At 55.6% G+C, this 12,533-nt stretch carries 11 protein-coding genes; 6 read left to right on the forward strand and 5 right to left on the reverse strand.

Annotated features, from left to right (window positions below):
- Positions 1-78: 78 nt before the first annotated feature.
- The 4 genes from D9A02_RS02280 to D9A02_RS02295 all read left to right on the forward strand — a co-directional run bounded on the left by D9A02_RS02280 (position 79) and on the right by D9A02_RS02295 (position 6,493).
- The gene (locus D9A02_RS02280) at positions 79-1,407 is read left to right on the forward strand and encodes an amidase (RefSeq protein WP_120499359.1); all 1,329 of its coding nucleotides are present in this window, start codon (positions 79-81) and stop codon (positions 1,405-1,407) included.
- Between the two features lie 161 nt (positions 1,408-1,568).
- Positions 1,569-2,744: an aminotransferase class I/II-fold pyridoxal phosphate-dependent enzyme gene (locus D9A02_RS02285; RefSeq protein WP_120499360.1), complete on the forward strand. Its 1,176-nt coding sequence runs from the start codon at positions 1,569-1,571 to the stop codon at positions 2,742-2,744.
- A 19-nt stretch (positions 2,745-2,763) separates the two neighbouring features.
- Positions 2,764-5,811 (forward strand): DNA translocase FtsK, encoded by a 3,048-nt coding sequence (locus D9A02_RS02290; RefSeq protein WP_120499361.1) that lies wholly within the window; start codon positions 2,764-2,766, stop codon positions 5,809-5,811.
- 76 nt (positions 5,812-5,887) lie between these two features.
- Complete coding sequence (locus D9A02_RS02295; RefSeq protein WP_120499362.1) at positions 5,888-6,493, forward strand: outer membrane lipoprotein carrier protein LolA; 606 nt, start codon at positions 5,888-5,890, stop codon at positions 6,491-6,493.
- A gap of 50 nt (positions 6,494-6,543) precedes the next feature.
- On the opposite strand, the gene D9A02_RS02300 is transcribed toward D9A02_RS02295, so the two are convergent.
- Both D9A02_RS02300 and D9A02_RS02305 read right to left on the reverse strand, forming a co-directional pair.
- A complete protein-coding gene (locus D9A02_RS02300) occupies positions 6,544-7,128 on the reverse strand; it encodes a lytic transglycosylase (protein WP_120499363.1) in 585 nt (194 codons plus the stop codon).
- A 90-nt stretch (positions 7,129-7,218) separates the two neighbouring features.
- Positions 7,219-8,100, reverse strand: coding sequence for an AEC family transporter (locus D9A02_RS02305; protein WP_120499364.1), 882 nt, complete (start codon positions 8,098-8,100; stop codon positions 7,219-7,221).
- 85 nt (positions 8,101-8,185) lie between these two features.
- Here D9A02_RS02305 and hspQ point away from each other — a divergent pair, with 85 nt between their 5' ends.
- On the forward strand, positions 8,186-8,512 hold the full coding sequence (gene hspQ, locus D9A02_RS02310; protein ID WP_120499365.1) for a heat shock protein HspQ: 327 nt from the start codon (positions 8,186-8,188) through the stop codon (positions 8,510-8,512).
- 33 nt (positions 8,513-8,545) lie between these two features.
- On the opposite strand, the gene D9A02_RS02315 is transcribed toward hspQ, so the two are convergent.
- The 3 genes from D9A02_RS02315 to D9A02_RS02325 all read right to left on the reverse strand — a co-directional run bounded on the left by D9A02_RS02315 (position 8,546) and on the right by D9A02_RS02325 (position 11,176).
- Entirely contained in the window at positions 8,546-10,123 is a 1,578-nt protein-coding gene (locus tag D9A02_RS02315; RefSeq protein WP_120499366.1) for a gamma-glutamyltransferase family protein, read from the reverse strand.
- Positions 10,124-10,339: 216 nt separating this feature from the next.
- Positions 10,340-10,822 (reverse strand): ATP-binding protein, encoded by a 483-nt coding sequence (locus D9A02_RS02320; RefSeq protein ID WP_254054526.1) that lies wholly within the window; start codon positions 10,820-10,822, stop codon positions 10,340-10,342.
- 15 nt (positions 10,823-10,837) lie between these two features.
- On the reverse strand, positions 10,838-11,176 hold the full coding sequence (locus D9A02_RS02325; protein WP_120499870.1) for an STAS domain-containing protein: 339 nt from the start codon (positions 11,174-11,176) through the stop codon (positions 10,838-10,840).
- Positions 11,177-11,268: 92 nt separating this feature from the next.
- Between D9A02_RS02325 and D9A02_RS02330 the strand changes: the two genes are divergently transcribed.
- Complete coding sequence (locus tag D9A02_RS02330) at positions 11,269-12,441, forward strand: acetyl-CoA C-acyltransferase (RefSeq protein WP_120499367.1); 1,173 nt, start codon at positions 11,269-11,271, stop codon at positions 12,439-12,441.
- Positions 12,442-12,533: the final 92 nt, after the last annotated feature.

Genomic DNA, 12,533 nt, shown 5'->3' on the forward strand with positions numbered 1-12,533 from the left:
TGCCGGGCGATGCGGGATTGTCCATGTGTTGTGATGCCGCTACCTTCTCCAAAACGCAAAAATCATTAGGGGGTAGTGATGCAAAAATGGTTGACCATGACAGCGGCAGATCTGGGCCGCGGTATTGGCACAGGCGAGATCGACCCTGTGGCACTGACCCAGACCTATCTGGATGCGATTGACGCGCATCCGCATCGTGATCGGATTTATTCAGTAGTCACACATAAGCGGGCTTTGGCAGAGGCCGGTGCAGCACAGGCGCGGGCCAAGGCGGGGCAACGGTTTGGGCCCTTGGACGGTGTTCCGATCAGCTGGAAAGATCTATTTGATACGGCGGGCACTGCAACCGAATCTGGCAGCGCGTTGTTGAAAGGGCGGATCCCGGCGCGCGATGCTGAGGTCTTGCACAATGCGACAATGGCCGGGCTGATCTGTCTGGGTAAAACTCATATGAGCGAGCTGGCCTTTTCTGGGCTTGGCCTGAACCCGATGACAGCAACGCCGCCTTGTGTGAATGATGAAGGCGCGGTGCCGGGGGGATCCTCTTCCGGGGCAGGGGCCAGTGTGGCCTTTAATTTGGCGTCTTGCGGGATTGGCAGCGATACCGGTGGATCGGTGCGTATTCCATCAGCATGGAATGATTTAGTTGGGTTGAAAACCACCAGCGGGCGCCTGTCATTGGACGGGGCGGTGCCACTTTGTTCCAAGTTTGATACGGTTGGGCCGCTGGGGCGCTCGGTAGAGGATTGCGCGCTGATGCTGGCCGCGCTTGAAGGCGGCAAGGCTGCGGATTTGGCTGGTGCATCATTGAAAGGTGCGCGCTTTGCGACATTGCAAACAGCCGTGTTGGATGACATTCGCGATGCCCCGCGCGATGCTTACCAAAGCGCAGTTGAACGACTACAAGCCGCCGGGGCCGAGATCATGCCGATCGATGTGCCTGAGGTCGAAGAGGCGCTGTCGATGTCAGGTGTGATCTTTACCGCCGAGGCCTATGGCATTTGGCAAGGCACGATCGAGGCTGCGCCCGAAAAGATGTTCCCGCCGATTCTGGAACGATTCCGTTTGGGGCGCGATATTACTGCGCCTGCCTACATTTCCGCATGGAACCGGTTGGAGGAACTGCGCGCTGCGTGGAATGCGCGGGTTGCCGAATTTGATGCCGTGCTGATGCCCACCGCACCGATTCTACCGCCCAATTACGACCGGTTACTAAGTGATGATGAATATTATGTGACCGAAAACCTGCTGGCCCTGCGCAATACGCGTGTGGGGAATTTGTTGGGGCTGAGCGCGGTAACCTTGCCAACAGGCGTGCCCAGCTGTGGCATCATGCTGTGTGGCAAACCCTTGGGCGAAGAGCAGCTGTTGCGCGTGGCTCATGCGGCAGAGGCCGCTCTAAGCTAAGACCCTGAAGAAATATGATTTTGTGGCAATAGCGGCCTGATCGCCATATTTGCCACAAATCGCATGTCAAGACATTGGTTTTGCTGGACCTGAGGCCTCGCCTTGGGTAGATTCGACCTCAAGAGGGACAAAAGTCCCCGGATATTTTGAGGCAGTAACCTATGTTTCCTGAGCGGTTTTCGAACCTTCCGGAGTACGCTTTTCCGCGTTTGCGGCGTTTGCTTGATGTGCATGCGCCCGGTGGCGACGTTGTACATATGACCATTGGCGAGCCAAAGCACGACTTCCCACCTTGGATCGTTGATATCATTGCAGAAAATGCGGCAGGCTTTGGTAAGTACCCGGTCAATGAGGGTAAGCCCGAGCTGTTGGAGGCGATCACGACCTGGATTGGTCAGCGGTATGGTGTGGTGCTGGACCCGACTAAAAACGTGATGGCGCTGAATGGCACGCGAGAGGGGCTGTATAACGCCATGATGGCGGTTTGCCCTGAGGTAAAGAATGGCCAGCCCAAGGTGTTGCTGCCCAATCCATTCTATCAGGTTTACATGGTTGCGGCGATCAGCGTTGGGGCCGAACCCGTATTTTTGAACGCGACCCCTGAGAACGGCTATATGCCGGATTTCACGGCACTCGCGCCCGAAGTGCTCAATCAGGTGACCGTGGCCTATCTGTGCTCGCCCAGCAATCCGCAGGGGGCTGTGGCCAGCCGTGCCTATTGGACGGATCTGATTCAACTGGCAGAAAAGTACGATTTCAAGGTTTTTGCAGACGAGTGTTATTCCGAGATCTACCGCGATGAGCCCCCGGTTGGGGCCTTGCAGGTCGCCAATGATCTGGGCGCTGATCCTGAGCGGGTCTTGGCCTTTCACAGCTTGTCAAAACGGTCCAACTTGCCGGGACTGCGCAGTGGCTTTGTTGCAGGCGGGCCTGAGAGCATCGCGCGCATTCGTCAGTTGCGCAATTATTCCGGCAGCCCGCTGCCGATGCCGTTACAGCACGTGGCCGAGAAGGTTTGGGCGGATGAATCCCATGTGATTGAGAACCGCCGTCTATACCGCGAAAAATACGACTTGGCCGATGAGATTATGGCTGATGTCCCGGGTTATAAAGGGCCAGAGGCCGGGTTTTTCCTGTGGCTTCCGATCCAAGACGGTGAAAAGGCCGCTTTAAAAGCGTGGGTGGAAACCGGGGTTCGGGTGCTTCCGGGCGCTTATCTGAGCCGCGACGCAAACGGGGATAACCCCGGTAAGAAATTTATTCGGGTCGCCTTGGTGGCTCCAAAAGAAGAGACAGAACAAGGCCTGATCCGCCTGCGTGACTGTCTATACAAGTAATACTGAGGACGAGGGTAACATGGCATATCAGACACGTGGACGCGAACCATTGCTGGACAGCTCGATGGCGGAAGCTATTGAAAAGCGCGGCAAGGAGTTGCTGGGGCTGGGGCTTTTAGCACTGGCGGCGCTGGCGGCCACGATGATCGGAACTTACACTCCGGATGACCCAAGCTGGCTCTCCGCCACCGATGCACCGGTGCAAAATGCGCTGGGCAGTTTTGGCGCCTCGATCGCTGCGCCGTTGTTCATGATTGTCGGCTGGGGCGCGTGGGGCGTGGCCTTGGTGCTGATGGCATGGGGTCTGCGTTTTGCCCTGCACAAAGGTGAAGATCGCGCAGTTGGCCGCCTGATTTTTGCGCCGATCTGGATCGCGGTGCTGGCGCTTTATGCCTCAACCCTGACACCGGGGGCAGAGTGGTCTGCAACCCACAGCTTTGGTTTAGGCGGTTTGTTTGGTGATACCATTCTGGGTGCTTTGTTGGGTATTCTGCCCGTGAGCGCCGGACTGGGTATCAAGTTGATGTCGCTGGTTCTGGGGGTGTCCATGTTGGTGCTCGGGGCGTTTGTTCTGGGCTTTACCAAGCCCGAGCTGTCACGCATCGGTCGTTTCCTTCTGCTTGGGGTGATCATGACCTATGCCCGCTTGATGGCGGTGCTGGGGCAGGGCGCGTCGGGTGCGGTTCAGGCTGCACAAGGGGCACAGACACGGATGGCCGAACGTCGCGCCGCTCGTGCGGATGAACAAGACATCATCCTCGAAGATGATATGGATTATGTTGACATCGATGCGCCACGCATTCCGTCATCAGTTGTCCGCCGCGCAGTTGAACCCATTCTGTCGCGTCAGCAAGAACAGGCTGTTGAAATCGCAACTGAAGAAGAGGTTGAGATTGAAGTTGAAAAGCCCGGTGGCTTGCGTTCCCTGATGCCATCTTTGATGCGTCGTTCCGACCCTCTGCCAGAGCCCGAACTGGTTGAAAACCAGATGACAGCGGATCCGGAGTTGATGGATGGGCCGGGGGATGACCGTATCCGTGCCAAGATTTCCAACGTGATCAAATCGCGCGTGCGCCAGTCGCCTGCGATGCGGGCCGAAAGCGTCGCGCCACTGACCAAAGGTCGTGGTCGAGGTCCTGATCCGCTGATTTTGGACACCACTCGTCGCCAAGCGATGACAGAAGAGCCGCCCCTGACGGCGACCCACGGTATTCCGGCGGAACCACCGCTGACTGCCGCACATATGACCCCTGATGCGATGGCAGCTGCCGCATCATTGCAACCCATTGAACAGGCGGCGGAATATCAGATCGAATCTGATGTGTTTGAAGCCCCGATGGATCTCGATGTGGTGGATGAGGCAGACATCAACGCTGCAATGATGACACCGGATAATGCGATGCAAGCTGTTCCACAGCCGGCATCCACGCGCATTCCAGAGCCAGAGCCGCGTGGCGTCGTGCAGCATACGCCGCGCAAGACGGTACAGCCGTCAACGCGGGCTGCAGCCGAGGCACAGCCATCATTGCAGTTTGAAGAAAAGAACAAGGTGGAGTTTGAATTGCCGCCTTTGAGCCTGCTGTCCAATCCGGTCAAGATTGAGCGCTTTCACCTAAGCGATGAAGCGCTTGAGGAAAATGCGCGCATGCTGGAAAACGTGCTGGATGACTATGGTGTCAAAGGTGAGATCGTCTCGGTCCGCCCAGGCCCAGTTGTCACCATGTACGAACTGGAACCTGCCCCAGGTTTGAAAGCCAGCCGCGTGATTGGTTTGGCTGACGATATCGCCCGTTCAATGAGCGCACTGTCTGCCCGTGTATCTACGGTGCCAGGGCGTAGTGTGATCGGGATTGAACTGCCAAATGAGAACCGTGAAATGGTCGCCTTGCGTGAATTGCTGGCCACTCGCGATTTTGGTGATGGTAATCAAAAACTTCCATTGGCGTTGGGTAAGGATATCGGTGGTGATCCGGTGATTTCGAACCTTGCCAAGATGCCTCACTTGCTCATTGCCGGGACCACAGGTTCGGGTAAGTCCGTGGCGATTAACACGATGATCCTATCGCTGCTCTATAAGCTGACGCCGGATGAATGCCGCCTGATCATGATCGATCCCAAGATGTTGGAGCTGTCGGTTTATGATGGGATCCCGCATCTGCTGAGCCCGGTTGTGACTGATCCTAAAAAGGCGGTTGTTGCCCTGAAATGGGTCGTGGCCGAAATGGAAGACCGGTATCGGAAGATGTCCAAAATGGGTGTGCGCAACATCGATGGTTACAACGGCCGCGTCGAGGAGGCACTTGCCAAAAACGAAACCTTCAGCCGCACAGTGCAAACCGGGTTTGATGATGAAACCGGTGAACCGGTGTTCGAGACCGAGGAAATTATCCCCGAAAAGATGCCATATATCGTTATCATTGTTGACGAGATGGCCGACCTGATGATGGTTGCAGGTAAAGAGATCGAAGCCTGTATTCAACGCTTGGCACAGATGGCGCGAGCCTCGGGTATCCACCTGATCATGGCCACGCAACGCCCGTCCGTTGATGTGATCACCGGCACGATCAAAGCCAACTTTCCGACTCGGATTTCGTTCCAGGTGACCTCCAAAATCGACAGCCGGACAATCTTGGGTGAAATGGGGGCTGAGCAGCTTTTGGGTATGGGTGACATGCTCTATATGGCGGGGGGCGGTAAAATTACCCGGTGTCACGGTCCGTTTGTCTCGGATGAAGAAGTCGAAGAAGTGGTCAATAATCTCAAGGCTTATGGCCCACCAGAATACATTGGCAGTGTCGTCGAAGGCCCAGAGGATGACAGAGCCAGCAATATCGATGCGGTGTTGGGGCTCAGCACTGGTGGCAACACCGATGTCGAAGACGCACTCTATGACACGGCCGTGGCCATCGTTGTCAAAGACCGCAAATGCAGCACCTCATACATTCAGCGTAAGCTGTCGATCGGCTATAACAAGGCTGCGAAACTGGTTGAACAAATGGAAGACGAGGGCGTGGTGAGTTCTGCAAATCACGTTGGTAAACGCGAAATTCTTGTTCCTGAACAATAAGGCGGATCACCGCCAAACAGGAAAAAACCAAACGGGGCCGGGTGTACATCCGGCCCTTTCTACTTATGTAAGAGATATGAAAACGATACGTCTTATATTGGCCGCAGGCCTTACCACTGTGGCGCTGGCCGCCCCTGCGATGGCCGAGCGCCTGTCGCTTGATGAAATCTCTAAGTACCTGAATAGCTTTAAGTCAGCGTCAGGTGAATTCACGCAAATCAATGATGATGGTACAATCAGCACCGGGCAGATTTATATCAAACGCCCCGGCCGTGTGCGGTTTGAGTATAACCCACCGGAGAAAACACTGGTCGTGGCCGATGGCAGCACCGTGGGCATCGTTGACCCAAAGTCCAACACCGGGCCCGAGGGCTATCCGTTAAACCAGACGCCGCTCAAGATCATTCTGGCACGCAAGGTCGATTTCAGCCGCGCGCGCATGGTCACGGGTCACAAGAGCGATGGCAAGACCACAACGGTGCGTGCGCAGGACCCTGATCATCCTGAATATGGCAGTATAGATCTGGTATTCACCGGCAGCCCGGTCGAGCTGCGTCAATGGGTAATCAATGACGGCAGCGGCAGCCAGACCACTGTGATTTTGGGTGATTTGACCAAGAATGTTCAACTGGCGAACGACAAATTCGTCATCCCCGGAATTGGGGCGTCAGATCGTAACTGATTGGACGAAAGAACGTTAAACAGGGCGGGCACTGCCCGCTCTGTTCACATTCAGATTGCGCCGCAGCGCCGCAGTTGGGCGCGATAAGTCTCGCCTCTTTCTTGCACTGTTCCAGCCACCCGTACCAGCCAGGGCTTGCCCTGATAGCTTTGACGGGAATAGCCCGTGCGGCCCTCGTGATAGGCTAGATACTGGTTGCGGGTGTCATGCATCGAAATACCAAGCCGCTGATTGCTTTCAGCCATGTACCAGCCAATGAAATCAGCCGCATCACGGATGTCATCGCGGCGTGCTGACCGGCTCCCGGTTGAGACTTTGTATTCATCCCAAGTACCGTCCAGCGCTTGACTGTACCCGAAGGCCGAGCTTTGTCGCCCCATCGGAATCACGCCCAGTGTAAACCGGTACGGCGTACGGGCATCTGAATCGAACTTGCTCTCTTGATAGATCGTCGCCATCTGGACATGTACTGGCACCCCCCAACGGCGCTCAGCCGCACGGAATGCGCGTTTGTATTCGGGGCGCTGGTCAAGGATCGTGCAAGCATTATCTAAACGACTAGGGGGGGTGTCATATCCACCACCACAAGCCGCAAGCACGGTCATTAACACTAGTGCGCGAAGCTTTCTGCTCATTTGCCTCTCGCTTTTTGATTTATTTTTTCTGCATTTTAACCGAAATAGGAGCCGGAGGGAATGTAAAATTTACCCTTTATGCTGGTGCTCTTATAGTAAAAACGCCAACAATACCGGCAATGCAATGACCGACATCAGGGTAGACACCATCACAAGTCCGGCAACGGCCTCGGAATCGGCCTGATACTTTTCCGCCAGCAGATATGATGTCACGGCAACCGGCGTTGCGGTTTGTAAAACCAACACGCCAAAGGCCACTTGATCAAGTTGAAACCAGTGCCCGATCCCCCAGGCCACGATGACGCAGATCAGCAGTTTGATCAGGCTCAGAGCTGTGGCCAATTTCAGACGTGCCGCCGATAGCCGTGCGATTGCCACGCCAAGTGTCATCAGCATCAAGGGTATGGCCATCTGTCCAATCAGATCCATCGTTCTGGTTACCACCTGCGGGGTTTGCCACCCCTGCCACAGGAACAATGCGCCCAGCAATGTGGCCCCGATCATCGGCTCGCGCAGCATCTTGCCAAACGCTCCTTGTCCGGCGACCAGCCAGATGCCGACCGTAAAAGACAAGACTGCGCTGATTGCCAAGATGACAACCGCCATTTCCAAACCAGCCTGCCCAAACGCAAACAGCGCAAGCGGCAGGCCTAAATTTCCGGTGTTGCCAAAGGTCAGCGGCGCCAGATAAGTTTGCCGATCTAACTGCCCTAATCTGAGCAATACTGCGAAAATCAAAACGATGGCCAAATGTGACGCAATTGAGGCAATGGACAACGTTTTGAGTGACGCAAGGTCAGCTTTTGACTGCATGAGCGCGGTGAATATCAGGCAAGGCACAGCAATCGTCATTGCCAGTCGTGTGATGAATTGTACTGGATAATCAAAGCCTAACTTGACCCAGATGTACCCAATGCCTGCGAGACAGAAGACCGGGGCAACGATGTTGAGGACTGTTACGCTTAGGTTCACAGACTGTTTCCTTTGAAATGTGGCAAAAAGTTGGACAATACCTATCTGAGCAAGGTAAGTTGTTCGCAGTAAGGTTAGTATTGTTATGTTGAAAACGCGTGCAAAATATTGTTTAGGGCAGGTTGTCCGCCATCGAAAACATCCTTTTCGTGGGGTGATTTTTGATGTTGATCCAGAATTCTCAAATACTGAAGAGTGGTACAATAACATACCGGAAGAGGCCCGGCCTGACCGGTCACAGCCATTTTACCATCTTTTGGCGGAAAACGAGAAGAGCTATTACGTCGCCTATGTGAGTGAGCAAAACCTGGCAGCTGATTATTCCGGGCAGCCGGTCGATCATCCTGATATCCCAGATATGTTCGGTCCATTCGAAGACGGGCACTATCCGCTTCACTTCGATATGAACTGAAGCTGCGGGTGGCGCAACGGCCACCCACGTTTCTTAATATCCCAAAGCACAACCATCTTTGCGCGGATCACTGCCGCCCTCCAATACACCGTCAGGGCGTATTTGGATGGCCTGCGCCCCGCCAAGGGCGTCGCCTGGTGTGACGACATCATGCCCGAGATCAACAAGTGCCTGACGGGTTTGGGCGTCATAGCCACGTTCCATTTTGAGCTGACCATTGTCTGAGAAACAGCGTGGCGCGTCGATTGCGCTTTGTGGGTCCATTCCAAAATCATGCAAGTTCGTCACAAACCGAGCATGGCCGCAGGGTTGATAGGCCCCGCCCATCACACCAAAAGGCATGCGAATGCGCCCGTTTTCGCGCAGCATTCCGGGAATGATTGTGTGCATTGGGCGTTTGCTGCCACCAAATTCATTGGGGTGGCCCTGCTCAAGGGTGAAGCCCGCTCCACGATTCTGCATCAAGATGCCGAACTTTTCCGAGGCGATGCCAGATCCGAATCCATGAAAGATTGAATAGATCAAGGATACCGCCATGCCGTCACGGTCAACCACGGTAATATAAATCGTATCGCGATGCACCGCTTCACTGATTGGCGCTGCAGCGGGCATGGCTTTGCCCGGATTTATGAGGGCTGCCAGAGACTGCGCCGTCTCCATGGACAGCATATGATCAAGTCGCGCGGTGTGATCGGGATCGGCGATAAACCGGTTGCGGGCGTCATAAGCCAGCTTGGTGGCTTCGGCTTCGAGATGCGCGCGCTCAGCCCCAAAAGGGTCCATCGCAGCAATATCGAACTGCGCCAGAATGTTGAGCAGCAAAATCGCTGTCGCGCCCTGACCATTGGGCGGGTGTTCGACCAGCTCGGCCGTTTTGTAGGTGCCAGACACAGGTTGGGTATAGTCACAACTTTGATCCGCAAAATCGGCCATCGTGTGCGCCCCGCCCAATGCAGTCAGGGCGGCACACATATCTTCAGCAATCTCACCTTCGTAAAAGGCACGTTGACCGTCTTTGGCGATGCGGCGCAGAACCTCGGCTTGTCCGGGCGCGCGGAAAATCTGCCCCATCTGCAAAGGTTGCCCTGCATCCGAATAGTGCAAAAGGCCGTGCCCTTGCAAAACATGGCTTGCATGCTGCAGGTCGGCACCAACTCGCGCCGCGATTGGCACGCCTGTTTCAGCGTAATGGATTGCCGGGGCCAGAATGGCATCAAGGCCCAATACGCCGTGGTCCTCGCTCAACTGGCAAAAAGCATCGATCGCGCCGGGTATGGTAACAGCATCAGCAGAATAGGGCGGCACCACATCCAGATCGCGGGCACGCAGCGTGGCGGATCTTGCCGCCGCAGGTGCCCGACCCGAGCCATTGAGCGCCTGAATGTCATCGCTGCCGGGTTTGTTGAACAAGACAAAGCAGTCGCCACCGATCCCGGTCATCTGTGGCTCGCAAATGCCCAGCAAAACAGCCCCTGCAATGGCTGCGTCAACCGCATTGCCCCCGCGTGATAGGATGTCAATCGCCACTTTTGCGGCCAAAGGGTGGGACGTGGCGCACATGCCATTCGTGGCCAACACGGGTGACCTGCCGGGAAAGTGAAAGTCGCGCATGTGGTCTCCTGTCTCTGATCTGGTCAGACACTAGGACGCCCTTAAGCGATTGCCAATTGTTCGGGGGTAAATATCTCGGCACCACGCGCTGGGTGGGGGCTGTTCCGCGCGGCGCCGAGAGAAGCTATTTCCAGCTACAGGGCTTAACTGACAGCGGAATTCGGCGGTTTTTCGTGTAGAATTAGGCGAATTTGCGGTTTTCATCGCGGGTCAGACTCATTCCGTGCCACATTTGAAACCCAATGACAGTGAATTTTTACCTGCTTCGCGGTGATAGCGGACGGACTGTGTTTGTGAAAAAATAAGGAACCAGCCAAAACCACCTTCGGGCAGATCGTCTAACGCTACATTCAGGTCAGGTAAGTTACCGTTGGGAAGGGTTTCATCCGGAAAGGGTACACCGGCGTCACTCAAGGTCACATGTAACTGCTGTGATGTTAGGGTCAGATCTGCCCAAAGGGGTTTCTTCCGGACGCTACGCTCAGCCGTTTCAGCATAGGCATGTTCGACGATATTGTTGATCGCTTCGGCCAACACCAGCTCGACCGTGGAAATGATGTCGCCGGGCTGGTTGTTATGGGTCAGCCATTGTGTGACCTGCTGCAATATGTCCCGCGTTCCGGTCTCTGTTGCAGAGCCATCTATGCGTATCGTCAGCGGAGGGCGATCAGATGCGGTTGAAATGATATGGCCTGACAAGAGTGATCCCTTTCTTCAGCCAGCCGCTTGCGACGTGAAAGGTGCTGCACTGTCATGGATGGTAAAGATTTTGTCCATCCGGGTCAGCTGAAACACCTTTGCGACGTCTGCTGTCAGCCCTGCCAGATCCAATTGTTTTGACGTGCCAAAATGTTTTTTGACGGCGACAATCGCACCCAGTCCGCTGGAATCGACAAATGCAACCTGTGACAAGTCCAGCACGACATGCGACGGGCTGTCCTCGGTCAGGCTGCGCATCTCATCTTTGAACTGTATGGCCGCGGCGGCATCAATCCTTGTCTCATTGACGGTGACGATATTGACGTTACTTCTAATCTGACTGTCCAGTTTCATGGGGCCCTCTGCCTTTGGCTCGTAATCCATGACAATCTATAGCGTATTGGTTACGATTTCGTATCTGACCAACAAGCCGAACAGGAGACGCTATGAAAGAGGTCATCATCGCCGGTGCCGCTCGCACACCAATGGGCGGGTTTCAGGGGGATTTCTCCAGCGTTTCGGCCCCTGAGTTAGGGGGCGCGGCCATGGCTGCTGCGCTCAAAGACGCACACACGCAGACAGTGGATGAGGTTCTGATGGGCTGTGTTTTGCCCGCAGGTCAGGGGCAAGCCCCTGCGCGCCAGGCCGGCTTTCACGCAGGGCTGGGCGATGATGTGCCTGCCACCACGCTTAATAAAATGTGCGGCTCGGGCATGAAGGTGGCGATGATAGCATTCGATCAGATTGCGTTGGGGCATGCTGACACGATGATTGCGGGTGGTATGGAAAGCATGTCCAACGCGCCATATCTGCTGCCAAACATGCGCGGCGGGGCGCGGATTGGCCATACAGGCGCACAGGATCATATGTTTCTGGATGGGCTTGAGGACGCCTACGACAAAGGCCGCCTGATGGGCACCTTTGCCGAAGACTGCGCCGAAAAATATCAATTCACCCGAGAGGCGCAGGATGAATACGCCCTCGGATCTCTTGCAGGTGCGTTGCAGGCGCAGACATCGGGTGCATTTGATAGAGAAATCGCACCAGTCACATTCCAAACCCGCAAGGGCGAGGTCACAATCACCGAAGACGAGCAACCCGGCAAAGCCCGGCCAGATAAGATTCCGCAATTGAAACCTGCGTTTCGCAAGGATGGCACGGTGACGGCGGCCAATGCATCGTCCATTTCAGACGGCGCAGCGGCACTGGTTTTGACCTCGCGAGACGCCGCACAGGCGCAAGGTCTGAACATTCGCGCCCGGATCATGGGGCATGCCAGCCACGCGCAGGCCCCCGGTTGGTTTACGACGGCCCCAGTGCCTGCCGCGCAAAAGCTGCTGGCAAATCTGGGGTGGACCACCAAAGATGTAGATCTGTGGGAAGTGAACGAGGCCTTCGCCGTTGTTCCTATGGCCTTCATGCATGAAATGAACCTGCCGCGCGACCGGGTGAACGTGAACGGTGGAGCCTGCGCGCTGGGTCATCCTATCGGGGCCAGCGGCGCGCGGATCATGGTAACCTTGCTCAATGCATTGGAAAAACGCGGGCTCAAACGCGGGGTTGCGGCTATCTGTATCGGTGGTGGCGAAGGCACGGCCATCGCGATCGAGCGCGCCTGATCTGCATTTCAGACACGAAACGGAGCCTATTCACCGCTCTGTGACAGTTTGCGCGGCGAATCCGCTTTAATAAGCCAGCTTGCTGGGTTAAG

It is taken from the genome of Roseovarius sp. EL26 (genome assembly GCF_900327775.1).
Lineage (GTDB): Bacteria > Pseudomonadota > Alphaproteobacteria > Rhodobacterales > Rhodobacteraceae > Roseovarius.